Origin of the sequence: Streptomyces sp. NPDC058653 (assembly GCF_042716895.1) — a bacterium.
GTDB lineage: Bacteria > Actinomycetota > Actinomycetes > Streptomycetales > Streptomycetaceae > Streptomyces.
The window spans coordinates 95,020-120,558 of sequence record NZ_JBHXRM010000018.1 but is presented as its reverse complement, the minus strand read 5'-3'; the positions used below and the strand labels follow the sequence as shown (position 1 = coordinate 120,558).

The 25,539-nt window shown below is 69.4% G+C and carries 34 protein-coding genes; 17 read left to right on the top strand and 17 right to left on the bottom strand.

Annotation, left to right across the window (positions count from 1 at the left end; all coding sequences use genetic code 11):
- Window positions 1-202: 202 nt before the first annotated feature.
- The 14 genes from ACFWU9_RS17795 to ACFWU9_RS17730 form a co-directional block, all read right to left on the bottom strand.
- On the bottom strand, window positions 203-1,483 hold the full coding sequence (locus ACFWU9_RS17795) for an acetyl-CoA carboxylase biotin carboxylase subunit family protein (RefSeq protein ID WP_384319283.1): 1,281 nt from the start codon (window positions 1,481-1,483) through the stop codon (window positions 203-205).
- 77 nt (window positions 1,484-1,560) lie between these two features.
- A complete protein-coding gene (locus ACFWU9_RS17790; protein WP_384319281.1) occupies window positions 1,561-1,878 on the bottom strand; it encodes a hypothetical protein in 318 nt (105 codons plus the stop codon).
- Window positions 1,879-1,906: 28 nt separating this feature from the next.
- Window positions 1,907-3,148, bottom strand: a complete 1,242-nt coding sequence (locus tag ACFWU9_RS17785; RefSeq protein WP_384319279.1) for an MFS transporter — start codon at window positions 3,146-3,148, stop codon at window positions 1,907-1,909.
- Complete coding sequence (locus ACFWU9_RS17780) at window positions 3,145-3,669, bottom strand: hypothetical protein (RefSeq protein WP_384319277.1); 525 nt, start codon at window positions 3,667-3,669, stop codon at window positions 3,145-3,147. The genes ACFWU9_RS17785 and ACFWU9_RS17780 overlap by 4 nt, the downstream gene beginning before the upstream one ends.
- Complete coding sequence (locus tag ACFWU9_RS17775) at window positions 3,666-4,508, bottom strand: winged helix-turn-helix transcriptional regulator (protein WP_384319274.1); 843 nt, start codon at window positions 4,506-4,508, stop codon at window positions 3,666-3,668. Before ACFWU9_RS17775 ends, ACFWU9_RS17780 begins: the two co-directional genes overlap by 4 nt.
- Before the next feature lie 22 nt (window positions 4,509-4,530).
- Window positions 4,531-4,947, bottom strand: a complete 417-nt coding sequence (locus ACFWU9_RS17770; RefSeq protein ID WP_384319273.1) for a hypothetical protein — start codon at window positions 4,945-4,947, stop codon at window positions 4,531-4,533.
- A 10-nt stretch (window positions 4,948-4,957) separates the two neighbouring features.
- Window positions 4,958-5,404: a hypothetical protein gene (locus tag ACFWU9_RS17765; protein WP_384319271.1), complete on the bottom strand. Its 447-nt coding sequence runs from the start codon at window positions 5,402-5,404 to the stop codon at window positions 4,958-4,960.
- On the bottom strand, window positions 5,401-5,874 hold the full coding sequence (locus ACFWU9_RS17760; RefSeq protein ID WP_384319269.1) for a hypothetical protein: 474 nt from the start codon (window positions 5,872-5,874) through the stop codon (window positions 5,401-5,403). Before ACFWU9_RS17760 ends, ACFWU9_RS17765 begins: the two co-directional genes overlap by 4 nt.
- Before the next feature lie 112 nt (window positions 5,875-5,986).
- Window positions 5,987-6,358: an SH3 domain-containing protein gene (locus ACFWU9_RS17755; protein ID WP_384319267.1), complete on the bottom strand. Its 372-nt coding sequence runs from the start codon at window positions 6,356-6,358 to the stop codon at window positions 5,987-5,989.
- Between the two features lie 152 nt (window positions 6,359-6,510).
- Entirely contained in the window at window positions 6,511-7,269 is a 759-nt protein-coding gene (locus ACFWU9_RS17750) for a hypothetical protein (protein ID WP_384319265.1), read from the bottom strand.
- Entirely contained in the window at window positions 7,238-7,807 is a 570-nt protein-coding gene (locus tag ACFWU9_RS17745; RefSeq protein WP_384319264.1) for a hypothetical protein, read from the bottom strand. The genes ACFWU9_RS17750 and ACFWU9_RS17745 overlap by 32 nt, the downstream gene beginning before the upstream one ends.
- 198 nt (window positions 7,808-8,005) lie before the next feature.
- Complete coding sequence (locus ACFWU9_RS17740; protein WP_384319262.1) at window positions 8,006-8,479, bottom strand: hypothetical protein; 474 nt, start codon at window positions 8,477-8,479, stop codon at window positions 8,006-8,008.
- Entirely contained in the window at window positions 8,476-9,033 is a 558-nt protein-coding gene (locus ACFWU9_RS17735; RefSeq protein WP_384319260.1) for a DUF4913 domain-containing protein, read from the bottom strand. Before ACFWU9_RS17735 ends, ACFWU9_RS17740 begins: the two co-directional genes overlap by 4 nt.
- 185 nt (window positions 9,034-9,218) lie before the next feature.
- Entirely contained in the window at window positions 9,219-9,974 is a 756-nt protein-coding gene (locus ACFWU9_RS17730; RefSeq protein WP_384319258.1) for a DNA-methyltransferase, read from the bottom strand.
- 403 nt (window positions 9,975-10,377) lie between these two features.
- Between ACFWU9_RS17730 and ACFWU9_RS17725 the strand changes: the two genes are divergently transcribed.
- From ACFWU9_RS17725 to ACFWU9_RS17685, 9 genes are all read left to right on the top strand, one after another.
- Complete coding sequence (locus ACFWU9_RS17725; protein ID WP_384319256.1) at window positions 10,378-11,472, top strand: C40 family peptidase; 1,095 nt, start codon at window positions 10,378-10,380, stop codon at window positions 11,470-11,472.
- Between the two features lie 117 nt (window positions 11,473-11,589).
- Window positions 11,590-11,904, top strand: coding sequence for a DUF6112 family protein (locus ACFWU9_RS17720; RefSeq protein WP_364955827.1), 315 nt, complete (start codon window positions 11,590-11,592; stop codon window positions 11,902-11,904).
- Window positions 11,901-12,593 (top strand): hypothetical protein, encoded by a 693-nt coding sequence (locus ACFWU9_RS17715; protein ID WP_384319254.1) that lies wholly within the window; start codon window positions 11,901-11,903, stop codon window positions 12,591-12,593. The genes ACFWU9_RS17720 and ACFWU9_RS17715 overlap by 4 nt, the downstream gene beginning before the upstream one ends.
- Before the next feature lie 39 nt (window positions 12,594-12,632).
- Complete coding sequence (locus ACFWU9_RS17710; RefSeq protein ID WP_384319252.1) at window positions 12,633-13,973, top strand: ATP-binding protein; 1,341 nt, start codon at window positions 12,633-12,635, stop codon at window positions 13,971-13,973.
- Window positions 13,974-14,050: 77 nt separating this feature from the next.
- Window positions 14,051-15,523 carry an SCO6880 family protein gene (locus ACFWU9_RS17705; protein WP_384319250.1) on the top strand — a complete coding sequence of 491 codons (1,473 nt, stop codon included), beginning with the start codon at window positions 14,051-14,053 and terminating at the stop codon, window positions 15,521-15,523.
- A 59-nt stretch (window positions 15,524-15,582) separates the two neighbouring features.
- Window positions 15,583-16,029, top strand: coding sequence for a DUF6238 family protein (locus tag ACFWU9_RS17700; RefSeq protein WP_384319248.1), 447 nt, complete (start codon window positions 15,583-15,585; stop codon window positions 16,027-16,029).
- Window positions 16,026-17,531 carry a VirB4 family type IV secretion system protein gene (locus tag ACFWU9_RS17695; RefSeq protein ID WP_384319246.1) on the top strand — a complete coding sequence of 502 codons (1,506 nt, stop codon included), beginning with the start codon at window positions 16,026-16,028 and terminating at the stop codon, window positions 17,529-17,531. The genes ACFWU9_RS17700 and ACFWU9_RS17695 overlap by 4 nt, the downstream gene beginning before the upstream one ends.
- Before the next feature lie 92 nt (window positions 17,532-17,623).
- Window positions 17,624-18,193, top strand: a complete 570-nt coding sequence (locus ACFWU9_RS17690; protein WP_384319244.1) for a hypothetical protein — start codon at window positions 17,624-17,626, stop codon at window positions 18,191-18,193.
- Window positions 18,194-18,268: 75 nt separating this feature from the next.
- Window positions 18,269-18,598, top strand: a complete 330-nt coding sequence (locus ACFWU9_RS17685; protein ID WP_384319352.1) for a ParB N-terminal domain-containing protein — start codon at window positions 18,269-18,271, stop codon at window positions 18,596-18,598.
- Between the two features lie 706 nt (window positions 18,599-19,304).
- Here ACFWU9_RS17685 and ACFWU9_RS17680 read toward each other — a convergent pair.
- From ACFWU9_RS17680 to ACFWU9_RS17670, 3 genes are all read right to left on the bottom strand, one after another.
- Window positions 19,305-20,045, bottom strand: a complete 741-nt coding sequence (locus tag ACFWU9_RS17680) for a transposase (protein ID WP_384319242.1) — start codon at window positions 20,043-20,045, stop codon at window positions 19,305-19,307.
- Window positions 20,006-20,257 (bottom strand): transposase domain-containing protein, encoded by a 252-nt coding sequence (locus ACFWU9_RS17675; RefSeq protein ID WP_384319240.1) that lies wholly within the window; start codon window positions 20,255-20,257, stop codon window positions 20,006-20,008. The genes ACFWU9_RS17680 and ACFWU9_RS17675 overlap by 40 nt, the downstream gene beginning before the upstream one ends.
- 285 nt (window positions 20,258-20,542) lie before the next feature.
- A complete protein-coding gene (locus ACFWU9_RS17670; RefSeq protein ID WP_384319238.1) occupies window positions 20,543-21,607 on the bottom strand; it encodes a hypothetical protein in 1,065 nt (354 codons plus the stop codon).
- Between the two features lie 257 nt (window positions 21,608-21,864).
- On the opposite strand from ACFWU9_RS17670, the gene ACFWU9_RS17665 reads away from it, so the two are divergent.
- From ACFWU9_RS17665 to ACFWU9_RS17630, 8 genes are all read left to right on the top strand, one after another.
- The gene (locus tag ACFWU9_RS17665) at window positions 21,865-22,263 is read left to right on the top strand and encodes a hypothetical protein (RefSeq protein ID WP_384319236.1); all 399 of its coding nucleotides are present in this window, start codon (window positions 21,865-21,867) and stop codon (window positions 22,261-22,263) included.
- Window positions 22,260-22,544, top strand: a complete 285-nt coding sequence (locus tag ACFWU9_RS17660) for a hypothetical protein (protein ID WP_384319234.1) — start codon at window positions 22,260-22,262, stop codon at window positions 22,542-22,544. The genes ACFWU9_RS17665 and ACFWU9_RS17660 overlap by 4 nt, the downstream gene beginning before the upstream one ends.
- The gene (locus ACFWU9_RS17655; RefSeq protein WP_384319232.1) at window positions 22,545-22,763 is read left to right on the top strand and encodes a hypothetical protein; all 219 of its coding nucleotides are present in this window, start codon (window positions 22,545-22,547) and stop codon (window positions 22,761-22,763) included.
- Entirely contained in the window at window positions 22,760-23,137 is a 378-nt protein-coding gene (locus ACFWU9_RS17650) for a hypothetical protein (RefSeq protein WP_384319230.1), read from the top strand. The genes ACFWU9_RS17655 and ACFWU9_RS17650 overlap by 4 nt, the downstream gene beginning before the upstream one ends.
- 103 nt (window positions 23,138-23,240) lie before the next feature.
- Entirely contained in the window at window positions 23,241-23,762 is a 522-nt protein-coding gene (locus ACFWU9_RS17645) for a hypothetical protein (RefSeq protein WP_384319228.1), read from the top strand.
- Between the two features lie 28 nt (window positions 23,763-23,790).
- The gene (locus tag ACFWU9_RS17640; RefSeq protein ID WP_384319226.1) at window positions 23,791-24,360 is read left to right on the top strand and encodes a hypothetical protein; all 570 of its coding nucleotides are present in this window, start codon (window positions 23,791-23,793) and stop codon (window positions 24,358-24,360) included.
- Between the two features lie 26 nt (window positions 24,361-24,386).
- Window positions 24,387-24,989, top strand: coding sequence for a hypothetical protein (locus ACFWU9_RS17635; protein ID WP_384319224.1), 603 nt, complete (start codon window positions 24,387-24,389; stop codon window positions 24,987-24,989).
- Window positions 24,986-25,534, top strand: a complete 549-nt coding sequence (locus ACFWU9_RS17630) for an OmpA family protein (protein ID WP_384319222.1) — start codon at window positions 24,986-24,988, stop codon at window positions 25,532-25,534. Before ACFWU9_RS17635 ends, ACFWU9_RS17630 begins: the two co-directional genes overlap by 4 nt.
- The last annotated feature ends 5 nt before the right edge of the window (window positions 25,535-25,539 follow it).

The window sequence follows — 25,539 nt, the reverse complement described above, 5'->3', positions numbered from 1 at the left end:
GGGCGTGTGGGCGGCGCGGACCAGCTGGCAGGGGCTCGCACAGAGCATCGGTCGCCGGTCGTGCGGTGCGTAGGTGGTCCAGCCCGCGTTCTTCAGGCTCGAGCAGACCATCGCCGCAGCGAGCGGCGGCTGTTCGAGCCCTAGGCTGGCGAGATGGCGCGGTGAAACGAGGACCGGGTCGTCCGGCCCGAAGGAATCAAGATCAGGCACGGGTTCCTGCTTCCGGAAGGTGCGGGCGCCGGGGTGTCGAGCGTTGTGTGAGCGGGGTGGTGGTGAGGGTGAGCTGATCGAGTGCGAGGCGGGTGCGCTGCTCGACCTGTCGGGTGCTGGTGCCGGTGACGGTGAAGAATCCGACACGGGCGGAGTACATAGACCCGTGCGGCGGCAGGGTGACGGTGTCGCCCACCTCGCGCAGCCAGTGCACCTGCCGCAGCCACGGCGTATGGGCCGCGAACCCGTCCGTGAACTGGCGGGCGGTGAGTGTGCCGGACCCGTTTGGGTAGAGCAGGCGGATACCGGCCGCCGTACGGGGGGTGCGGGTGAGGTCGGGGGTAGTGCCGCAGGCGATGTCGGCGGCGGCACGGGCCAGGTCGACGCCGGTGGCGAGGTGGACAAGCTGGCCGATGAGGTCGCCGGCGATCCGCGCGTTGACCTCGATAAGACGCGGCCCCGCATCGGTGAGGCGCATCTCGACGTGCTGGATGCCGTCGGTCAGGCCCAGCGCCCGCACCGCCGCGGCGGCGACCGGCCCGACCTGTACGAGCAGCGTGTCGTTGGCGTCGACCGAGTGGGCGATCTCCTCGAAGTACGGTGCGGGACCGAGGGTTTTGCGGGTGACAGCAACCGCGCGGGTCGTACCGCGGTGGGTGACGCACTCGACCGATATCTCCGGGCCGTGCAGGTACTCCTCGACCAGCACCGCGTGCGATTCGCGACTGCGGTCGGCGCCCTCCCGGGCGAAGTCGAACGCGCCGGGGAGGTCTTCGGCCCCGGCGGCGCGGCTGACGCCGATACTCGCCGCGTACGCAGCGGGTTTCAGCACCACCGGATAGCCGATCGTCTCCGCCGCCAGCGCTGCCTCCAGCAGGGTGTGCGCGGTCATCGCCTTCGCCGACGGCACCCGGTGACGGGCGAACAAGGTTCGTTGCGCGGCCTTGTTCCGGCAGTCGAGCATCACCTGCGGAGTGTTCGTGCGCAGGCCCAGGTGCTCGGCGAGCCGGGCCACGTTCACCAGGTCCCACTCCGACCACGTCACCACACCCTGCAGCGTGTGCCGGGCGGCCAGGGCCCGCCCGGCCGCCAGCAGCGCCGTCTCGTCGGCAGGGTCGGCGATCTCAACATCACGGATACAGCGGCGCTCCCACGTCGGAGCGCTGTGGGTGATCAGCACGATGTCGTAGGCGGCGGCCACAGAATCGAGGCAGTACCCGCGCAGAGCCTCGTCCGCAGGGGCGACGACGAGAACAGTGGAACGAGAGGGCAAGGAACAGCTCCAAGGAGACAAGGGAAGAAGGAGACGGACAACGCTGACAGGCGGTTCGGAATGCGGGGCTACGGGGTTCACCTGCGGCGCAGCTCGATCACCGGGGTCCACTCGGGGTGGGCGGCGAGGAGCTGCCCTGCGTAGAAGGCGGTGTAGTTGTTGTTGAGCCCCTTCATCCCGTACGGATGGCGCCAGCGAAGGGTCTCGAACAGCGCCTTCATCCCGACCCAGCGCGCGCCGGAGGCGAGCCGCTGGGACACAAGCCGCTCCAGCGCCGCATACACCCCCGGGTGTTCGCGGTCGAAGTCGGCGAACTGCTCCGCGAGCGTGGATGGTTTACGTCCGTATGCGAGTGGGCCGAGACCGGGCAGGTCCTGCTGTGTCCTCACGGGCATGGGGCAGTTCTCCAGTGCGTGAGGCGGGTCAGAGGCGCGTGGGGCGCAAGCCGGGCAGGGTCCGCACGCGGGCGAAGGTGACCGTGAGCGCCAGGGCCTGGACGACGGCGCAGACCCCGAGTGCGTGGCCGAGCCGGTCAGGGGGTACGGCGGCGACGAGGAGGCCGGCGAGGGGGAACGGGGCCAGGAGCAGCAGAATGGTCAGGGCGAGCGTCGCGCCGAACACCTGGGCGGGGATGAGGTGGGAGCGCAGGGTGCGCAGCACCATCGTCAGGCCGCCCTCACCGGCCATGAGTACTGCCACCAGGACGAGATACGCGCTGTACGTGGTGGCCTGGGCGACGGCGAGGCAGGCGCCGGCGGCGACTGTCGCGGACACGGCCCCTACCGGCCACAGGCCCCACCGGCTGATCGCCGCACGGCAGGCGGCGACGACGAGCAGGGACGCGACGGCGGCGGCAGACCAGATGAGCCCGACCGAACCGGTGGAATACCCCAGTTGCCGCACGACGATCACCGGGGTCGCCGCTTGGAGCACGCCGACCGACAGGTTCGACACGGCCAACCCACCCACCAGCCACGCCAGCGCGGGACGCCTCCGCAGTACGGTCCACCCGGTCCGAAGACCCGGCGCGGGCACCGCATCTGCGGGGCTGCTCGTTTTGCGTGGCGCGAGCTGTCGCGGCGTCAACACCGCTGCGAGCAGGGAGAAGGTGGCGCACATGGTGAGCAGTCCGGTGGAACCGGTCCACTGGACCAGGAGTCCGGCGAGTGCGGGACCGGCCAGAAGCGCGGTCTGGTCCACCCCGAGCAATACCGACTGCACACGGTGCGCCCTGCTCCCGGCCCGGCGGCTGACGTCCGCGCCTGTGGTCTCGGCGGCAACGTAGGAGAATTGGTTCAACCCCCCACTCGCAGCGGCGAGCACCATGGCCGTCACCTCCGTGCCGCCGCTCTGCACAGGAAGAACGACCGCAACGGCGAGCACGACCAGGGCACGGAGTATGCAGGCGAGTCGAAAGACACGTGCGGGGCCGTGGCGGTCGACGAGCGTCCCGGCGAACGTGACGACCGCCAGGCGCGGGATCCACTCCATCGCGAACGCCAGCCCGGTCCAGACGGCCGAGCCCGTGGTGGCCAGCACCAGCATCGGGATCCCGTACGTGGCCAGGCTGAACGCGCCCGCATCCGCGGCCCGGGGCAGATAGACACCCCACACAAGACCAGGTACCGGACGGCGCTCGTGCCGCGCCCTGGCGGGGGGTCTCACGCGGCAAGCTCGCCCGCCGCGAACCCGGTCGCCGCCGGGTTGGCCCGCATCCACTGCATCAGCAGCCGCCACGGCCCCGCCAGTCCAGGCTCGACAGCCTCCGACTCCGGTGTGCCGGCGCCCGTACGGCGCGGGAAAGGCTCGGCGGTGAGGGCAGCGTGGACCCGCGGTTCGGTCAGCAGGGCGAAGGTGTGGCGGATACGGCCGGCGAAGTCCCCCGTCGGGGCCGGGTAGGCGTGCCGTCGGGCCCAGCGGGCGGTGACGTCGTAGACCTCCGCCAGCAGGACGCCGGACTCGGTCAGTCCGAGCCCGCCACCCAGACGGGTGTGGATCAGGCCGAGGGCGTGGGCCTGTTCGGTGGCATGCCGGATCTGCTGGGGAGTGAAGTCCGGGAAGATGCGGCCCATGCTCCGGGGCGGGATGGGCCCGTTGTCGTCGATCTCGGTGATCAGACGGATGAGCGCGGGTTCGGACAGCGCCGTGACGGCTCGGCGTATGTCGGTGAGCGGCGGGGTGTTCATCGGCGCGGACCTCCCGCCGCCAGAGCCGGCCTGGGGCCGACTGGGGCAGCGTGGGAGAACAGCTCGCCGCGCGCCCACGTCGAAGGGGTGCTGTGGCCGGCCTTGACCGGTGCCGGTGCGGGTATCCGGGCGGGGTTGCTGACCCAACCCGTTGGGGCAGGCGTGGCATCCTGGTGCCCCCAGACCGGGTGTGCCGCAGCCTGGGAGAAGGGCTGTCCCGCAGCCCACGCCGAGAGGGTCCCGAAGACGGTTCCCAGCGCGTTGCCCGCGCGGGACAGGCGGTAGGAATGTCCCGGGCCGTCGGTGCAGACCAGACCATCGGCGACGAGCTGCCGCAACGGCGGATACACACCGCTCAAGCCGCTGCCGGGCAGCACGATCCTGGCCAGGGCACGGCCGCTGGCCTCCTGCCGGATTTTCAGCGCCCACAGGATCGCGGCGGCGTGGCGCCGGGTGAGGAGGGTGAGGCTGTCCTCGATCTGCTCGATCGCCGACAGCGGCCGGTCCGGTTGCTCCAGATGCTCTTCGGCCCAGGTGACGATCAGCGGCAGGACCGGGAGCAGTGCCTTTGCGCGGTCGGTGTGGCCGTAGGTGACGTGACGCGAATTGTGCGCAGTGCGCTCCACGAGGCCGGCGTCACACAAAGCCCGCAGCTTGAGGTGGAGCTGGCTGTTCGGCAGCCAGCTCATGTTGTCCGCGATCTCGCTGTAGCGCTGCGGCCGACCGGAGAGGGCCAGCAGGATCCGCACGTTCCATCGCGGAGTGATCATGCCGAGGACTTCGGTGACCCGGGCGATGTCGGTGTCGGTGGTGTCATGGGGGAGATCGTGGGTGGCCAAGGGAGAACTCCTGGGGGTGGTGTCAGCGCGTGTGGGAAGCGGGAGTGGCCGGAGCGCGAACAGGGTTCACGGGGACGGGCGTTCGGGCGGGGTCCTGGTCCTGCGGGGCGGGCACGCGGTGCAGGCTCCGCAGCACGTCGGCCGTCGTCCTGCGCTGGGCGTCGCGGACGGCGACCGCTTCCGCGAGCCGGCGGGCACAGTCGAGAACGTGTGACATCTCGTGCCCGCCGATCGGCCGTTCGGGGTGGACGAGCCGGACGAGGCGGTCGCGGTGGAAACTGATGCTCCGCTCGGCCAGGGCGAGTTCGTGATGCATGCCGAGCAGGGCGGCGAGCATCCCGGGCGGACGGTCCTGCGCATGGGCGATCAGGTCGGTGAGCGGGGCGCCGTACAGGTCCTCGATCCGCCCGGCTATCTCGGTCGAGGTGAAGTCGGGCACTCGGGGGCTTTCACGGTCGGTGCTCCGGGGCCGCCCCGGCACGCGGTGGTGCCGGGGCAGCCGTAGGGGGCAGGGTGGTGGTGATCTGCGGCTGGGCGAACTGCACCGGCCGCGAGGGGACTGGAGCGGTCTGCGGAGGCATGGTGCGCAGCAGCTGCCCGAGCGCGGTGAGGTAGCCGTCGCGGGCGTCGAGCGCGGCGGCCAGCCACTGTGCGTCGAACCGCAGCTCGTCCGCGGACAGTTCATTCATGTCGCGGCCCGGTGCCATGGTCTCGTGTACGCGGTCGCGCACCCGGGCGACCTGTTCCTCGGCCAGGGCGAGGAACGACCTCAGGTCCAGCGCCCGCGTCAGCGCTGCGGCACCCGGGGAGACGGCAGCCGTCTCGTACAGGTCGGCGACCGGGGCGCCGAAGATCTCGGCGAGGCCGTTGTCAGCGCTGCTGGGTCTTTGGTTCACCGTGTCATCCCCCGTCCCGCCGGTGGCGCGGGTACCTGCGCCGGGCCGGGTGCCGGAGCGCTGGTGGGAACGGCCGGGCCACGGCGGGCACGGGCGCGCTGCCCGGCGGCGGGGTCCTTCTTCCCCGGTGCGTCCGGGTCGAGCAGCCACCGCACGACCAGGGCGCGCCCGTCCCGTGCGGTGACGGAGGTGTTGACGCGGTGGGCCAGGTCCATCGTCGGGTCGTCGACCTCACTGGGCTGGGTCTCCAGCGTGGCGAGGAGAGCGTCTTCCGCCTGGTCGAGCGCCGTCTGGGACGCGACGAGGAGACTGTGCCATTTGACGAGGTCGGTGGCTTCGGGATCGGCCGCCGGTGCCAGGGAGACCTCGCTTTTCAGCTGGCCGATTCCCATGGCGAAGCGCTTTTCTATCTGCGCGGTGAGCACGCCCACGACATCCTCTGCGTCGTCGGATATGTCGTCGTCGGACAAGGAGAACTCCTCTGCGGAAGGCACAGCGCCCCGGTTGCTTTACGAGAAGGGAATTGAGGGAAGCGCGGTTAACTCCGCTGCTTCAGCCGCGAGTTACCGCCGAGAGGTTCTGTCAGTCGAGGCAGATGCGGACGTCGCGGTAGAGGTAGGTGCCGGACACCCAGCCCTTGACTCCGGTCGTCCGGTCGGTGATGTAGTGCCAGTTCCCGCTGCTCTTGTGGACGGTGAACTTGTGGCCCTTGTACAGCACGCCGACGGCGGTGGACTTGGTGGTCGCCTTGGACCGGATGGTCACGGCCTTCATGCCGATGACCCACGGACCGGGCCGCTCACACGGCCGCTCGGCCAGCGCAGTGCTGGACACGGACGCCAGGGCAGTGCTCGGGGCGGACGCCGGGGCGGCTGTTGCCGCCGTCGCGGACGCGACCGGCAGAGCGAGCACTCCGAGAAGTGCGGCGGATATCGCGATTCGGGTTGAACGCATGCGGAAATAAACCTCCGTGCAGGAAAAGGGAAAGGGAGTCGTAAGTGGCCGGGACTGGTGTTCCGGCGGCCGTATAAGAGTCCGGAGAATGGCCGGTTTGACCAACCGGCGATCGTCGGCTATATTGCGCCGCGCCGGCCCCCTTTTCGGGTTCAGCGGGAGCGGCCGGGCGGGCGCTTGACAGGCCCTTTCGGCGCCGTCGCCGGGCGGGCTCGTGCCGCAGCGGGGGTGACGGGCGGCAGGGGGCCGGCCGTGCCGCCGAGCCGGTCGCGGCACCATCCGAGGGCCTCTTCGACCGTGTCGAACCCGCCCTCGCGCAGGGTGTGGGTCCACGCCTGGGTGTCGACCTCCTCGACCAGGACCCGGTACTCGGACCCAGTCGGGTTGTTCAGAGCGCGCAGGGCGACCACGGTGACCGGGTCGCCCGGGTCGTCGCGGGTGTAGGAGTACCCGCAGGCGTAGTGGTCCCCGTCGCCCATGAGCCGCGCTTCCAGAGCGCGTGTCGCGTCGTCGGCCGCAGGTGGGCCCAGTTGGGGGTTGAGGCCGATGGTCTCCGGCGGGCAGCCGCGGTGGATGAGCCAGGACTGGACCATCGCGGGAAGCGGCAGCGTCGCCTGCTCAAAGTCGAACGTCCGCTTCTCCACCTCCCGTTGCAGGTGGAGGCCGATGTATTGCGTAGCACCGGGGTGGCCCCAGGTGGCTGAGGCGTCGTGCAGCACGAAGAAGCTGTGCACGTCATCGGGGGTGTGGTGCTCGGCGAGCGGGACGAAGTCCTGCTGATACAGGCCGATGTGGTGGAAGAACGCCTCGGCTCTCTGCTCGTGTGCGTCGTAGCCGTCGAGCCGGAGGTCGAATGAGGGGCGGGCCCACCACCGTTCTTCAGGTTCGGGAAAATCGGCGGAGATGGTCATAGAGCCTTTCGACAGGAGGAATCGGGGCGCAGGTCAGCGCCGTGGCGCCGATGTGGATGTCCCGGCTGCGGGCCGGCCCGCTGCTGTCAGGCGCCTGGGTCGTGGCCGGACGGCGGGCGGCTGCCAGCGCCGTGCGGCCGGCGCCGGTTAGCGCGACCGGCTGGCCGGCGTGAGCGGCATGCCGAGTGTCGTATGAGACGTGTCCTGCTTCTTCGAGGTGCTGCAGTTCGCCCAGGGGGATCCGGGTGCCGGAGGCGGTGGTCACCGACACCTGGCCGATCAGCACATGCAGGCGGAGCGTGGCGCCGGCGAGGGCGAGCAGCGCCGCATGGTGGGCCGCCGTGACCCCGCCGGCCGACGCATCGGCGGCGGTCTCGATCGGTTCCAGGGCGGTCATCACGCGCCGGGCTGCGGCGTCGCGGGTATCGTCGGCCTCCTCCAGCTGGTCCACCGTGCGGTCGATGCTCTCGAACAGCGCGGTGTCGACGGGGAACTCGCCGCCGGCCAGGCGGTGGAGGAGGGTGCGGCAGAAGATCAACCTGGTCTCCGCCCCGGCCAGCTCGCGGTGCCGGTCGACCAGAACGGACTAAGGCTCGTCGAGGACACCGCGATCGCGAAGACTCCACAGGGTGTCGATGTCATGGCCGGTGACAGCCTCAATGCGGTGTTCGAGCGGAGAAACCACACGCCGTGTCGGTTCGGAATCAGAGGGCATGGACGGGCAAACTCCTGGTCGTCAACGGGTGGGGTGGTACGAGGCGGGCTGCGACAGCCGCGATGCCACATGGGGCGGCGGGCCCGGCTCGGGGACCGGTCGGCGGGCCAACAGCTGCGAAGAGCGGGAGCGGACCGCGTGCGTGCGGGCGCTCAACGGTCGGCGGGCCATCCCCAGACGGCGTCCGACCTCGTCGTAGACGTCGTTACCGGCACGCGGCCTCACCGCCACGACGTGAATTTCCATGCGGTGCGCCGCCGCCGGTGGTGCGGGGCGCAGCGCGTAGACGAGGCGCCACTGGTTGCGGTAGTCGACAGCCAGTTTGCGGTACCCGGACAGGTCGCCGGTCAGCTTGCGGCCGAACAGGTCCGCGTTGACAACGTCCTGGAGCTGGGCGAGCGCCAGATCACGGATGTCGACCGGTGCCTGCAACAGGTCGGTCAGGGCGCGCGGGTCGAAGCTCAGCCCGAACGCCGGCTGCTGACCCGCCCTCACGACACCGGCTCATCGTGCTCGTCTGGCGTGCCCGGCGCCGGATCGGTCGCGGTCGTCTTCTCTGTGCGGGCCGAGGGTGGCGGGCCAGGCAGCAGACGGTGCGTGGGCCGGTCCGGGGAGGTCATGCACGCCGACAACGGGCCACCCGGCGCCCGCACAGCGGCCATGGCGTGGATGAGGAAGTCGCGGTGCCACACGAACATGCCGGCCAGACCCGCCTCCGGGTCCTTGTGCTGCTGGTACGCCAGCCACAGGGCGTGAAGCCAGGCAACGACACCGTCGTGCTCCTGCCACCGCGCGCACCACGGCGCCGCCGTCGTGACCTCAGCCCCGTAGACGGGGAGCAGGAAGTCGTCCACCCAGTCGCCGAGACCGTCGAGTTCGTCCTCGTACTCCTCGCCCTCCAGCTCCAGAATCGGACGCGGCTCCGGCGCGGGAGCCGGACCCTGCCCGTTGAATCCCGGCAGACCGAACGCCGCGAACGGCGACGCACCACCATCAGGAGCGGAGTCGAGGTGGTCGAGTTGTCGGGCCTGCTGCGCCGAGCGCTCCATAAGCCGCCGGACACTTGCCTCAACTCCCTCCAATTCAGTGTCCGGAACACGGACAGGGTCCAACTCACCGCCGGCCGCAGGATCTACAGATTCAGACATGAATAGAGTGATCTCCTATGGGGCGTGGAAATGAGGAACCAAAAGCGACATGCGCGGATCGAAGTCCGGCGGAATGCCGATGGGTGTCAGACAGCGAGGACGACGTCGTCCTGACCGAGGGTCTGGCGGACGGTGTCGGTGAGCCGGTCTGCGGCGACGGACGCGTAGGTCTCGGTCTTCTCCACGCCGATGAAGTCGCGGCCTTCGAGCAGGGAGGCGACACCGGTGGAGCCGGAGCCGGCGCAGAAGTCGAGCACCGTGCCCTTCTCGGGGCAGATCTTCACCAGCTCGCGCATGACCTCTACGGGCTTCTGCGTGATGTGCTGCCGTTTCGCGCCGGAGGGCTGCGAGGCGCTGTAGAGGCCGGGGAGGTAGACCGGGTTGCGGGCGGCGTCGATCGGCCCCTTCGAGGCCCAGACGATGAACTCGCAGTTCTGGGTGAAGCGGCCCTTTTGCGGTCTGGCCTGGGGCTTGTGCCAGACCAGCACCCCGCGCCACAGCCAGCCGGCCGCCTGGATCGCATCGGTGGTGACGGGGAGCTGGCGCCAGTCGGTGAACAGAAGCGCCGTCCCGCCACTCTTCGTCAGCCGGTGGGCCTCGGTCATGATCTGCGTCAGCCAGAACCCGTAAGAGCGTTGGTCCATGTTCTCGCCGGTGAAGTCCGGCAGGGTGTGTTGGGCGTCGGCGGAGGTGTACTTCTGCTTCGCGGAACGCGTCGTGCGCTCCTTCGCCGTCCGGCCACCGGAGTTGTACGGCGGGTCGGTGATCACGGAGTCGACGCAGTCCTCCGGCAAGGTGGCGAGGACGCTCAGCGCGTCCCCCTGGTGCAGGGAAAAAGGCAAAGAGGAACCTCGATTCGGGTGGGAAGGTGGGGTGAGGATTCCCGTCGCACAAGGGCAGACCGGCAGGCCGAAAGGGGAACGCGATAGCTCGCGGCGGCAGACAGGAAGGGCGAGGGGAATCCAAAAACTGTAGAGGCGAAACGCCGGTCGACCAAAAAGTGCGTCACTGAGGGGCCGGATTCCGGCCCCTCACGTCGACTTTTTGGTCGACCGGCGATCCGGGCCTACAGTTTTTGAACCGCCCGGCACAGGAACCCTGCCGATGGCCCTTCTCGCCCGACGCCCCCGTGCGCCCGGCCACCCAATCCCCCCGCCAACGCACACCACTCAAGGACGGTCTCGTGACGTCTCGCTGCCCGCCCCCGACCACCCTCCTGCCGAACGCCTCGCAGAACGGGCCGGGTTGAAGGGAGTAGCCGCCGGTATCGGCGTCCTCTGCCTTTCCCCTCTCCTCCTAACCGGCGCCGCCCTGATGGCGGCCTCCGCCGGCGAAGCCGCGCAAGAGGGCGGCCAGTTCACCGGATGCGCCGACACCATCGACACCGGCAAGATCACCGAGCTCCTCGACGGCGCGAACAGCGACACCGTGCAAATCCCGGGCCTGGACCTGCCCGCCGAGCAGGTCCCCAACGCCCAGAAGATCGTCGCCACCGGCATCGGCCTCAAGGTGCCGAAGCACGGGCAGATCGTCGCGCTCGCCACCGCGATACAGGAATCCCGCCTGCGCAACCTCGCCTCCGGCGACCGCGATTCGCTCGGCCTGTTCCAGCAACGCCCGTCCAAGGGCTGGGGCACCGCACAGCAGATCCGTGACCCGGTCCACGCCAGCGAGAAGTTCTACCAACGCCTGCTCAAGGTGAAGGGTTGGGAGCAGCTGACCGTCACCCAGGCCGCCCAGGCCGTGCAGCAGTCCGGACACCCGGACGCGTACGCGCAGTGGGAGGATCTCGCGACCGCCCTGCAGAAGGCCATCGCCGACACCTTCCCCAACACCGACAAGAACGGGACCGGGGAGACGGACGTCTCTAGGTGTGAGCCGGGCGAGGACGGCTCCGGGTACGGGCGGATCCCCGAGGGCAGCGTGCCGAAGGGATACACGATCCCCCGGGACGCCCGGGCCGAGGCCCGCGAGGCGATCCGGTGGGCGATGGGCCGGCTCGGGACGCTCTACCAGTGGGGCGGCACCTGCACCTATGCGCACGGACCCGATCCGATGGGCCGCTGCGACTGCAGCTCCCTGATGCAGCAGGCGTACAAGCACGCCGGCGTCACCCTCACCCGCACCACTTACACCCAGGTCAACGAAGGCAAAGCCGTCCCGGCGAAGGCCCTGGAGCCCGGTGACCTGATCTTCAGCCGCGGCACCGCTTCGCGGCCCGAGCACGTCGGCCTGTACATGGGCGAGGGACTCGTCATCGAAGCGCCCAGGACCGGCAAGCCGGTACGGATCACACCGCTGAAGAACTGGACGATCCTCGCCGTCCGCCGCGTCCTCTGACGCCGTACTCCATCCGGGCACTGCTCTAGCGGGGCCCCTTTTTCCCCCCCCCGGCGACCGCCCTCGCCTTTTCCCCTCCACCGGTCTCATTTGGCCCGCGTATGCAAGGAGTTCGCCATTCCCCTGTTCCTCGCTGATCGTCTGCGGCATCTGGCGTACGACCCGGGCATCACCCCGTCGGACGGTGGTCTGCCGGGCCTGGCGGTATTGAAGAACGTCGTCAACTCGATCAACCTGTTCGGGATCGTCGCCGTCGTCGGCGCGCTCGCCGTCTCGCTCGGTGTGTGGGCTTGGGGCCATCATTCCGGCGGCCATCAGGCCGAGGCCAACGGCAAGAAGGGCGCGGTCGTCGCGGCCGGCGCCGCGCTGGGGCTCGGCGCGGCCAACGGGGTCGTGGAGTTCTTCTCCGCGCTGGGGGAGCAGGTCCAGTGAAACTGAATCGCTTCCCCGCACTCGACCGATACGGCGTGAGCTGGTCGGCCAACCGGCGCATCCTCGTCGCGGCGCTCGTCATCACCGTGCTGCTGGCCGTCGCCGGGACTGTCGCGTGGTTCACGGGCCGCGCCGACCAGCACAACACCCCTCGCTCTTCTACCGCGACAAGCAGTGCCCTGGCCTCGCCGGAAACACCGAAGCCGGACGGCAAGGGAACGGGACCGGGTTCGGTGCCCGCGCCTGCACAGATCGCTGAGCCCATCGCATACGCGAAAGCCGCAGCCCTGATGCTCTGGTCCTACGACACCCGCACGACCAGCCGTGATCAGCAACTCGCCGGTATGCGGAAGTGGATGACCGAGGAGACGGAGTACGCCGACTGGGCGTCCGTTGCCGGGCAGGTGCCCGATCCGCTGCTGTGGTCGCGCCTGGAGGATCAGGACCAGTACGCGACCTCCACGGTTGCCGAGGGCCACTTCCCGTCCGCGTTCAAGCAGGCCCTCGCGGATGATCCGTCGGCGATCACCGAGGCGTACATCTACGTCGTTACCGTCAACGGTACCCAGCGGATCGGGTGGTCGAAGGGCGGTGCGGGGGCGGAGGAGCGCGCGGTGACGCTCGCCGTGCAATGCCGGCCCGACCACGACTGCACCCTGGCCGCCCTCGCTCCCACCGTCACCCAGTGACCCCGCCCAGCCAACACGTAGGAAGGAGGGACAGCGATCGTGGGTTTCTGTGACCTTCCGCTGACGGACACGCTGTGCGCCGTAGGGGACGCGGCCACTTTCGCTTCCGATCCAGGCAAGGCGATCGGCGACTGGGTCGCGAAGAGTTCCGGTGAACTCGCCGCCGCTGCGGCCGACCTCGCCGCGACCGCGGTCAACGCCACCACCACCCCCGATCTCAACGCGGGCTGGTTCCGCGACAACTACGCGATGCTGCTGCCGATCGGCCTGACCGTCCTGGTCGCCACGTTCTGCGCCCAGCTCGTGCGTGCGGCCATCAAACGTGACGGCCAGGCCCTGGCCCAGGCCGTCACCGGCACGGCCGGCGGGGTGCTGTTCGCGTTCTGCGCCATCTCTCTCACGACGGTCGCGATCGAGGTGGTCGACGCCCTCTCCGACGGCCTGTTCAAGGCCGCGAACCTGTCGATCGAGACCGCCGTACGGCGCATCGTCAAGGTGAGCCAGCTCGGAGCGCTGTCCGGGCTGGGCTGGATGATCCCCAGCATCACCGCCCTGGGAGCCGCGATCGGCGCACTTCTGTACTGGTGCGTGATGATGGTCCGCAAGGTCGGCATTCTCGTCATGGTCACCCTCGCCGTATTCGCCGGGGCCGGCGGCGGCTGGGAAGCCGCACGCCGCTGGCGCCGGGGCTGGATCGAGGCCACCGCCACCCTCGTCGTCTCCAAGCTCCTGATGACCGTGATCTTCGTGCTCGGTATCGCCGCGATGGGCAACACCGACTCCACGGACGGCATGGCCGCGTTTGCGGACGTCATGTCCGGCATCGTCATCATGATCCTGGTCCTGCTCTGCCCGTACGCGACGTTCAAGTTCGTGCACTGGGCGGCCGAAGGCGCCGACAGCGAGTCGATCCACCGCGCCGGCGGAGCCGGAGCCCAGCTCGCCAAACAGCACGCCGAGAAGGCCGCGCGGAAGGCCGCCTCGCTGGCCACGACCGCCGCGACCGGCGGCGCGGCAGCCGGAGCCGAAGCGGGTGCCGCCCAGGGACCCGACCCCTCCAGCAGTGGTGGGGGATTCCCCGGCGACATCGCCACCAACTCCACCAGCAGCAACGGTGGTCAGGACAGCGGCGGGACGGGGCTCTCGCCGGGCGGTGACGCGCTCAAGTCCGGCCTGGAGAAGGCCGTTCAGCCCCCGCCGACCAGCCCTGCCGACGACAGCAGCGGCGGACTGGGCAGCGGTTCGGGAGCAGGCGCCACGCCCCGTTGGCCAGACGCGGCGCCGACTACGACCCCGCCGCCCCAGGGTGCACCGCCGTCCCCCGGGTCACAGTCCGTCGGGAACACCGGTACCGCCGTACCGCCTCCGGCCGGCCCCTGACCATCCCCGCTTCGGAGGGCGGGACGTGCTGAGCGCGTCCCGCCCCCAGGCCCGATCCCTGCCCCAGGACCTGCCACGTGTCTGTTCCCTCCGTCGCTCCGGTCACGGTGAAGTTTCCGCACCGCTCCCGCCGCGGGATTCTTCTCGGCCTCTCCCTGCCCCAACTCGTCCTCGCCTCGACCGCGCTGGCGCTGCTGCTGGTGACGGTGGTCTCCACCGGGCTCCTCGGCGCCCTGGTCCTGACACCCCTGTGGGCCACGGTCGCCGCACTCGTCATGATCCGCCGGCACGGCCGCCCGCTCATTGACTGGGCGCCGGTCGTCGCCCGCTACGCGTACCGCCGCCACACCGGCCAGATTCTGTGGCTCGCCCGCCCCGTCACACGCCCCCGCCGGGACGGCGTCCTTCATCTGCCGGGCACCACCGCCTCGCTGCGGGTGGTCACCCCGGGCGACTCCGCGAACGGCGCCGCCGCCGTCCACGACCCGCACGCAGAGACCCTGACCGCGATTGCCCGCGTCTCATCTCGTGCGTTCGTCCTGCTCGACCCGGCCACCCAGAATCACCAGGTCAACGGCTGGGGACGGACCCTGGCCGGTATCGCCCGCACGGGGCACGTCGCCACCGTGCAGGTCCTGGAGCGGACCGTCCCCGACTCCGGCGACACCCTGACCCGCCACTGGACCCAGCACGGCCAGGCCGGAGCACCGGTCGCCAGGCAGGTATACGCCGAACTCGTCGGCGCCGCCGGTCCGGCCGCCGCCCCGCACGAGACCTACCTCGCCATCAGCCTCGGCCTCAAGGCCGCCCGGCGCCTGATCTCGCAGGCCGGCGGCGGACTTCCCGGCGCGTTCACCGTGATGGAGCAGACCACCTCCTCGATCGCGCAGGCCGCCCGCAACGCCGGACTCATGGTCACCGGGTGGCTGAGCGCGCGGGAGATCGCGGCCGTCATCCGCACCGCCTACGACCCCACAGCCCTGTCCGCCTTGCAGCAGTGGTCGCAGTCCGGCCGCGCGGAGGCTGACCCGGCAGCCTCCGGCCCGGTCGTTCAGGTGGAGGAGTACGACCGGCTGACCACCGACAGCGCCCGCCACACGACGTACTGGGTGGAGAACTGGCCCCGCACCGAAATGGGCGCCGGATTCCTCCACGGGCTGATGTTCACCGCCGGAATCCGCCGCACCTTGTCCCTCATCTACGTGCCCCAGGGACTCGAATCCGCGCTGCGAGACGTCCAGCGGAAGAAGTCAGCGATCATCGCCGACGCCAACGAACGCACCCGCCGCGGGCAGGTCGACAGCGAAGAGGACTCCGTCGAATACGCGGACGTCAAACAGCGCGAACGCCAACTCATCGCCGGACACGCGGATGTCGCCCTGACCGGTCTGGTCACCGTCACCGCCGACACCGACGCCCTTCTCGACGCGGCGTGCGCGCAGATCGAGACAGCCGCCGTCACCGCCGGCGTCGACCTGAGACGGCTCAACTTCCAGCAGCCCGACGCCTTCACCCTCGCCGCCCTCCCCCTGGCCCGCACCGCCCTCTGACGACCCGGCACCGGTCCGCCAGCGCCGATATCCCTGCCCTCCGGCAGGAAGGAACCCCGTTGACCTCTCCCCCGCGTGCTGACGACGCGCATCCCTACCTGCGGGCCGCGACCTCCGGCATCCGCCACCACACCCGCGCCCAGGAACGAGCCGTGCCGTCGCAACCAGTTGGGCGCGCGCATCTGGACGTCCTGCACGCCCATCTCACCGCGCTGCACCGACTCCTCAACCAACTCGCGGAGACAACGCGTCCGCCCCACCCGGCCGCAGGCCGTCAACTGGCCACCGCCCACACACGGTTGTGGCAGGCAACGACCGCCGTCCACGATGCCTTCCACCTCCTCCCCCACAACACCGAGTGCCATCCGGAGCGGCTGCCGGAAGGCCCTCCGGTGCTGACCATCTGCCAGCGACACCTCGCCGCAGGGCATACGATCCGCCGCAAGATCACCCCCGCCGACCTCAACACCCCGCTCCACGGCCACACCTCCACCTGCGCCCGATGAACCACCGCCGCGCCCGACGCGCCTCCGCTTCACCGCTGTTCACCCCCCACGGCACCGACCGCGCCACCCGCAAAGCAGCCCGGCGCCGGCTCGCCGAAGCCACCGCCAAAGCCCGTACCGAAGCCACCGCCAACGCGGCGGGCACCGCGTCGGCGGAGAACGAGAACCCCGCACCCCTGTATCCGCCGGGCGGACGCCCCGGACCCAGCTCTGCTCGCGGGAACCGGCTGCGCCTGCCGGCCCACCGGATGACCACCGCCGTCGCCGCCGGGGCATACTCCTTTCTCGCCGAGGGCGGACTCGGAGCGGAAGGCATCTACGTCGGCCGCGACGTCCACGCCGAAGCGAGCTTCGTGTTCGACCCGTTCGCCCTCTACGGGAAGATCGAGGGCTTCACCAACCCCAACGTGCTGCTTGCGGGGGTGATCGGGCAGGGCAAGAGCGCCCTGGCCAAGTCCTTCGCGCTGCGCAGCGTGGCGTTCGGCTACCGGGTCTACGTCCCGTGCGACCCCAAAGGCGAATGGACACCCGTCGCAAGCGCACTGGGCGGCACGTCCGTCGCCCTCGGCCCCGGTCTGCCCGGCAAGCTGAACCCGCTGGACGCGGCCCCGCGACCCGCTACCGTCGCGGAGGCGGACTGGGCGGAGGAGATCCGCAAGCGGCGTCTGCTGCTGCTCGGTTCGCTGGCCCGGACCGTCCTCGGGCGGGACCTGCTGCCGATGGAGCACACCGCGCTCGACGTCGCGCTGGACACCGTCGTCACCCACGCCGCCTGCGGCAACCGGGTCCCGGTGCTCGGCGACATCGCCACCGCCCTCAACAACCCGACCGGGCTGGACGAGGCCGCCGGGATGATGTCCGGGCACCTCGGCGACGCGGCCCGCGACCTGGCCCACGCCCTGCGCCGCTTGGTCCACGGTGACCTGGCCGGCATGTTCGACGCCCCCTCCACCGTGGTGTTCGACCCCGCCGCGCCGATGCTCACCATCGACCTGTCCCGGCTCGGCGGCTCCGGCGACGACACCGCCCTCGTCCTCGCCATGACCTGCGCGAGCGCCTGGATGGAATCCGCCCTCACCGACCCCGGCGGCGGCAGACGCTGGATCGTCTACGACGAAGCGTGGCGCCTCATGCGCCACCCCGGCCTGCTCCAGCGCATGCAGGCCCAGTGGAAACTCTCCCGCGGCCTCGGCATCGCCAACCTCATGGTCATCCACCGGCTGTCCGACCTCCTCACCGCGGGTGACGCCGGATCACAGGGCCGCGCGCTGGCCGAAGGGCTCCTCGCGGACTGCTCCACCCGCATCATCTACCGCCAGGAAACCGACCAGCTCCACGCCGCCGCCTCCCTCCTGGGCCTCACCGGCGTCGAGATGGACGCCATCGCCCACCTCAACCGAGGCAGGGGCCTGTGGAAAGTCGCCGGCCGGTCCTTCATCGTCCAACACCAGCTCCACCCCCACGAACTGGCGCTCTTCGACACCGACGCCCGCATGCACTGAAAAAGCGCCGAGTTCACGAAAACTGAAGCCCTACCCCCATGCACCGGGCCCTGAACGAACTCGGCGGCCCGTAAACAAAGGTCCGCACGTTGATGAACTCTGATGTCCAGCGCCAGCTGATACCCCGCGGCGAAGCGCTGCGCCTTATCGGCGTGCTCGACGGGATGAAGTCCAAGCTCCTCGACGCCGCCGAGCAGTGGCAGCTGCTGGACGACACCGGTCACGTCCCGAACACCCCGGCGTACGCCGACCTGATCCAGCACGCCGCCGCCGCACAGGACCTTACCCGCGACGTGGTGCGGCTGGCTGCCGACTTCGCCCAAAGTCCTCACAGCACCACCCGCGCCGACCCAGCGGTCCTCACCCACCTCGCCACAGCGGCCACCATGTCGAGCCACTCAGCGGCGCACTTCGCCGAGACCGCCGAGACCGCGCTCTCCCTGCCCCTGCCCGCGGGGACTACCAACCGGCACTACAGGGCACACCGCATGGTCATCGACCACGCCACCGCCCGCGCCTACCTGCGGCGCACCTCGGAATCACTGGGCGCCTCGGCGAAAGAAATCAACAACCACCTCGACCTCCACCAGTTCTTCCCCGCACCCTCCCGGCGGCAGACCCCGGCGCCCCCGGCGCCCGGTTCGGACACCCGCCACCGCTGACCACCATGTTCCTCCCGCCGACCCGCACCAACGGCGAGCCGAAAACCCCTTCCCCGCAACACCTGGAGCGCCACCATCGAATTCCACCCGACCATCGCCCTTTTCCCCGTACTCGACGAGGACGACCTCAACGCCCTCGTTCACGACATCCGGGAGAACGGACTTCACCAGCCCATCGTCCTCGACCGCCAAGGACTCCTCCTCGACGGACGCGGACGGCTCAAAGCGTGTGAACTCGCCTCCGTCGAACCGGACTTCATCACCTACCAGGGCAGCACCCCCGATGCCTACATCCTTTCCCTCAACCTCCTACGCCGCAGCCTGACCAGAGGCCAAGCCGCGATGATCACCGTCAAGGCCCGTTCCGTTTCGGAACACGACGACCGTTCCGACAATGCCGCGTAGTTAAGGCTTTTCGTCGCAGGTCAAGCGGCTTTCTGTGGGTGGTTGAGGTGGGCGCACCACGAGGGTGTATGCGCCTCTGCGGGTTCTGCTGATCCGGCGGGTTCGTGTCCATAAGTTCAGTTGGGAGGCGAAGGCATTGATGTTGGTGATGCCGAGTGCGGGCGCGATCTCTCGGGCGGTCCAGGAGTGTTCCGGTGCGGATCGCAGGACGGTGAGAGTGCCGTCGAACCGGGAGAGCGTGGGATCGACGTGCGGGAGCGTCGTTGAGGAAGCCGACAGCGCGGTCGATGAGGGTTGGTGATTGTGGGGCGCGTGGGCGGGGTGGCGGTGGTGGAAAGGGGTGGCGGCGGGAGATGAAGGGGCGGGTGGTCGGTTGCGATGTGTGGACGTTGATGGTGAGGGAGTCGATGTTCGTGCTGGTCAGGGGTCGCCCGTCGTCGGTTCTGGCGTAGCGCGACATGGGGGACTTCACCTTGCGGGAGCTGATGCGCGGGCGTCGGGCGGGGAGCAGGTGGGACAGGACGGCGTGGCCGATGCGGCCGACGAGGTTGCCACCGTCACCGGGGATGTTGTTGGCGGCCACGACCTGGTCGCGGGCTGCCTCCAGGGCGACCGTGAAGCTGGCGCGGTCCGGGTCGATGCCGGGCGCCGATTCGACGGCGTCGACCATGGCGGTGCGCAGGAGTTGGTAGAGCGTCAGCAGTGCTCAGAGTTCTTGTTCGATGCCGTGCGGGTCGCCGGAGCGCAGGACCCGGCCTTGCATCAGGGTGTGGCGCAGCGCGTAGTAGGCGGATTCGATCTCCCAGCGTTCGTGGTAGAGGCGTACCAGCGTGGGGGCGGGGTCGAGGTCGGGGTCCAGCAGGGTGGTGACGAGGCGGTATCCGTCGTGTATGCGGCTGCCGTCGGTGCAGGACGCGGTGACGTCGGCCTCGATGATCCGGACCGTGACGGAGCGGATCCGCGCCAGGTAGGAGCCGTCGGCCAGCCGGTGGGTGGTTGGCAGGCGGCGCTGGGAGGTGAGGCGGACAAGGAACTGCGCGCCGCTGTCGGCGAACTGCGCCAGCAGCTTGCCGTCGTCGAACCCGCGGTCGGCGAGTACCAGCAGGTCCGGTCGGAGCAGGTGCAGCAGCCGTCGCGTGTAGTGCGCCTCGCCCGGGGACTTGGGGCCGAAGGCGGCACCGAGCAGGCCACGGCTGCCCGTCTCGACCAGCGTCATCAGCCGCAGCGTTGGGTAGCCGGCCCACCCTAGGTGGACCTTGGCCCGGCCCAGCCAGCCGCGGTTGCGCTCCAGATCCGGCACCTTGATCGAGCTGCAGCCGTCGAACGCGACCGTGCGCCAGATCCTGTAGCACGTCCCGGGCGTGCGCGGTTGCGCCAGCGGCCCGGCGACCACCTCGAACAGCGCCTTCAACGGCGCCGCGCCCAGCCGTCTGCGGAGGTCACGCAACGCCTTCTCCGAGGGCGCGACACCCGGCGGCCTCCGTCCAGGCCGGCGACGAGCTTTGCCCAGACATTGGCGTAGCCCAGATGCGGGAACAGCCTCAGCGCCAGCAGGAAGTACACGCCCACCCGCGAGGGCAGGGCTCGCAGCCGACGCTGCAGTTTCCCGGTCTCGGTGAGCGCATCATCGACAAGCTCGAATGGAAGGTACTTCGTCAACTCACCCAGATGCCCCGGGGCGAAGATCCCCTCAGCGACGATCGTAGATCGGGAGAGAGTGCTGGTGGCAGCCTGGCGGCGCAACGGAACCTCGGAGCTCGGACTGATCTTGACGGATCACCCCTGACTACCAGAGGCCCCGTCGCCCCGCCCACGACAACTGCCATACACCGCAACTGGCTTGACCCGACTCGGCAGTCCTCAACCTACATAGCATTGAGCGTCATACCGGCGACGCTCGACCAGCGCACCCCACAAGATCATGTCGGGAGCGAATGCGATGCACTACTGCATGTCGTCAGGCAGACGACCGCCGTTGGCATCCATTGCCTCTCTTGCCCGATCCCAGTCGCCGTACGTCTGCGGCATCCAGATCGCGAAGTCGCTCTCGCCGAGCTGTAGCGCAGACTTGACAACGAACATCTCGCAGAAGTCGTAGTTCTCGGGCGTGTAGTGGAGCTGCCCTTCCCCATCGACGGTATCGCGCTGACCGTTCATGGACATCGAAATGTGTGGGGTGATCATTGCGAAGCGCGCATAGCCTGCCATGTCTATACCGGCGATTTGCAGGCGCAACACGTGGCGCAGCGTTTCGAGCTGTACGTCAAAATCATCCATCGCCTTGTTCGCAGAGGAAGCGAGGCTGTTCGTTGCACTCCGAACGTCTGAGTTCGACGGGGTGGGAAATACCTCGACACGCCGGCCCGAGCTGTGGTAACCCCCACTAAAGTCGAACCGTTGGGTGCCAAAGGCTGAGCCTGGTAGATACTTTCCATTACCCCACTCAGACATTAGGTGATCAAACGCCAGTGCCACTTTAGCCATGCCCGCCTGGATATCACCACCATCAACCGCTGAACGCCCGGTCTTCAAATGGCCGCGCACTACTTGCTGAGGCACGATATGCAACATGGAGATATCGGCGAAATCGATATCAAAAAGCCGAGGGCAATTGTTTTCGAGGAACAAGGTCACGTCACGACGTGTTTCCTCAACTTGATCGACCCCCGGGATAGATCCACCGTGCTTAAATCCGTTGCGATAGTCGCCAACTCTCCTTACGGCATCGATATATGACAGACGATTACCGTCTGCCGCTCGAAGCTTTTTGACATTCTTCGAGAACGGTATGTCGAGATCGATACCTTCGTCGCCGAGATGCGCAACAGCCACGATGAAGAAATATTCCATTACGTCGTGGAACAGAAGGACGCTTGAGAAGTTAAGAGGCGCGGGCGCGTACGACTGCGTTATTGCTTGCCGATGAAGCAGCCGTATGTAGCCGAGGCGCTTCATGATCGATTCGTCGGGAGGCGGAACGCTTGCAGAGGGGTTGGCGGGATGTGACATACCAGGATCTTAGACCCCCGCGAGAAGCCCCCTCACAGCATTTTGTGCACCTCCCCGGCCGCTCACCCCAACCGCTCGCAGAAAACGGCTTGACCTGCGACCAGAAAGCTTAACTACGCGGCATTGACCGTTCCGAGTCGGAACAGACCACGCGTTCCGAAACGGAACAGACCGCGCGCTCCCTGGGAGAAGAAACAGGCATATCGCTCGCCCTGATCGGGCGGGCCGGCACCGTCCTGCGGCACGCCCCCGATCTCGTGGACCCGGTCATCAGCGGTTCCATGGGCCTGGACGAGGCGTACACCGTCGCGCGGGAGAACAAGGCCAAGGCCAACTCCGCCGAGGTCCAGCTCAACCGGCTGCGGGAAGAAGACCCGGAGCTGGCCGAACGTGTCGTCGAAGGCACGCTGACCTTGGCCGGGGCGTGGGCGGAGCGCAACGAGCGCGTGGAGGAGGACAAGCGGCAGCGCCGGGTCGCCACCCGCCTGCTGGATGAGCTGGTGCCCCCGCTCGCCCAGGCGCGTGGCACCCGTACGTTCGCCCGGTACGACCCCGCGTACGCCGGGTCCGGGCCCATCACCCGGGAGACGATCGCGCACGCCATGACCGCGCTGACGGAGATGGACCAGGTCTGGCAGGAGCGTGACCTGCCGTGACAGCCCCCGCTCTCATCCAGTTGCGGGGCATCGTCGAGCAGAGCGCGGTCGCTCTCACCGACGCCGACGGGCGGTTCCACAAGAACCAGCTCACCGACGCGGTACGTGAGCAGCTCGCCCGTGATGATCTCGATCCGGGTATCAGGGCCGCCGCCCTGGACACCCTCGCCCAGAGCCTGGTCACCGGCTTCGGTGAACACCGCAACCCCCGCCGCAGACGCAACGGGTCCCTCTTCCACCCGCAGGACATCCTGAAGCTCGGCAACGGGATCTGGGTGTAGATGGACCGCGCCACCGACTCCGACGTCCTGCAGTGGAGCCGCCTGTCCCGGCGCAACCGTGCACGGGTCGACGAAGCCGACTCCGAGATCCAGGAGTACGCCGACCTGCGCGTGGACGCCTTCCGCGTCCACACCGGCATCAAGTACCTCGGCGAACTGGAGCGCGTCGCCTTCGGCTGGACCGAAGCCGACGGCCAGGCCCACCTCCCCGGCCTGTGAGCGAGCACGGACGGCACATCCTTGCCCTGACCGACCGGCTCAACGGAACCGAGTCCTACACCCAGGCCGCCGAACTGGTCAACCAGATTCTTGACCGGGTCGACGGCGCCCTCGAACGCCTCGCGGACTTCTTCGAAGCCGCCGGCGAGAAGGCCAAGGAGTCCGACGCTGACGACGGGTTCGACCTCGCCCAGGACTTCGAGGAAGCCGCCGTCGACATCCGCCGGCTCAACGAGGACCTGCACCTCGCCGTCGACCGGATGCGCGCCCTCACCACACCTCCCCCCGAACGCTCCGTCCGGGTCACGCACTCGTCGGCCTGCGCCCTGCCGACGCCTGCGCCGACGACGAACGTATCCGGCCGACGTCGCTAGAGGCCGACGCCGAGCGTGCTCACCGGACGCGAGGAGTTCCCTAGAACCGAAGAAGGTCACCCTGGCCGTCGACTTCGACGAGGCCGGCCACCTGCACATGGTCATGAACGAACTGGCGGGCATCGCCGACCGCCTCCCGCTCGTCACCCAGATCCACCCGACCTCACGGTCAAGTACGACCGAGGACCTGGAGGACGCGATCCGGGACCTGGCCCGCCACTTCACCTACCTCGCCCACACCGTCGCCACCCGCGACCGCCAAGCCCGCCGGTACCCCGGCCGCTACACAGCACAGTTGCGGGAAGGCACCATCGCCCTGGCCCACGCCGCCACACCCACCGGCCGTGCCCTTGCCGCGCTCGGCGAAGCGGTCACCGCCACCGGGCACCTGCACCACCTCGCCCACAGCCCACCGGGCCCCAGGCACGCGGAGGACCTCCAGCACACCATCGAGGTACTGGGCGTCCACGTCACCCAGGCGCGTGCCCACCTGTTCGCCGCCGCCCGGCAACTCCGCGCGGACGCACACCGTCTGCTCACCGCGCAGGCACCGGCCGCGCCTTCGGCTCTCACCACGCTTCCCGTCCCGGCGGCGTCCTCCTCGAACCGGGGGCACGGCCGCTGACCCCTTCGTGTCCTGGAGTGTCTTCCCGTTGGATCTCGACAATCCCGCCCACCTGCGGATCCTGGCCACCCGCCTCAGGGACCGTGCCCGTGCTGTCGCCGCTGCGGCCTCCACACCCGCCGGGCACCTGCAGAGCAGACTCGGCGACGAGACGTCCAACCTCGCGGAACTGCTCGACGACTTGACCTACGCGGTGACGTGGCAGCTCGACGAAACCGCCCGACACCCTCACCAGCACACGCCGGAACTGCGCCGTGGCACCGCCGCGGTGGCACGCGCCGCGATTCCCGTCGGCCTCGCCCTCGCCGGCCTCGGGCAGGCCGTCGCCCAGCTCGGCGCCCTGCACACCCTCGACGCGTACGAACCGACCGACGAACAGCAGGCCGCAGTCCAGCACACCCTCCAGTGCCTGGAGAAGACCCTCCACGCTGCGAGCGCCCAACTGGACGTCGCCGCCGAGGGCATGAGCCACGACGCCGACCTGCTCAACGACCGTCCCCGTCGTCCGCCGAGGCCGTCGGAGATAGCCGCTCACGCGACGGCCACCACGCTGCCGCAAGTACCGCTTACACCGTCCGGGCCGACCCCGGCCCGCTGACCAGCCACCGGAGAACCACACCCACCGTGACCATACGAAACAGCCTCCGCACCGCTGGCGTCCTCGCCACCAGCACCCTTGCCCTGGCCTTGACCGCCTGCTCCGCCGACGACACCTCCGCACCGCAGAAGGACCGGGCATCGGAGTCCCGTACCACCGCCCCGGAACCCGAGCAGCCATCCGCCCCCGATCGGACGACAGGTCCGGACGACGTCGGTGACCGTGTCCTGGCCCAGGTGACCGGGCGGGACAGCATCGTCCTGACCATCACCGGGGTCGAGCGCTCCGCGTCGGGCAAGAGCGTCACCGTCTCCGCGACGCTGAAGAACACCGGGACCAAGGGGTTCTTCGGGATCAGCGCGTACGGCGGAACCGACGCCTCGATCACGGGCCGGATGCACAGCCTGGCCGGCGCGACCCTCACCGATACGGCGAACTCCCTGCGGTACTACGTCCTGCGCGACACCGCCGGGGGGTGCCTGTGCTCCACCGCCCTGCGCGCCCTCGACGCGGGTGAAATGGTGCCCGTGTTCGCGCAGTTCCCCGCCCCGCCCGACAACGTGCGCAGCGTCGACTTCCAGCTGCCGACGTTCCCCAACGCCACCATCCCCCTCGGCGCGGCCCGATGAGCAATCTCGTTCCCAGGCAGCGAACTCCGGTGGGACTGGGCCTGGTACTCCTCACCTCAGTGGCGGGAGGCCCGGCGCACGCGGCCGGCGCGGATCCTGCCGCGACCGCGCCCTCCCACCGGGTCATCAGCGTGGTGCACAAGATCTCGACGGTGACCGGGAGTTCCGAGGTCCGCCGGGAGGAAACCGGCGACCGGGTGGAGGTCGCGCTCTCCGCCGGAATCCTCTTCGGTAAGGACAGCGCGCGTCTCTCCGCGAGCGCCGAGCGCCGGATCGCCGAAGCGGCCCGGTCGATCCGGGAAGCCGGATCGAGCGCCGTTGCTGTGGCCGGACACACCGACAACCTCGGCTCCGCCGCCCACGGGCTCACCCTGTCCAAGCAGCGCGCCGACGCCGTCACACGCGTACTGCAACGGCACCTGCCGAACAAGGTGCGGCTCACCGCCCGCGGATACGGCGAAGCCAGGCCCGTCGCGGACAACGACCACGAGGCCGGGCGGAAGCGGAACCGGCGGGTGACGCTCACCTTCCACCGCGGCAGGTGACCGGA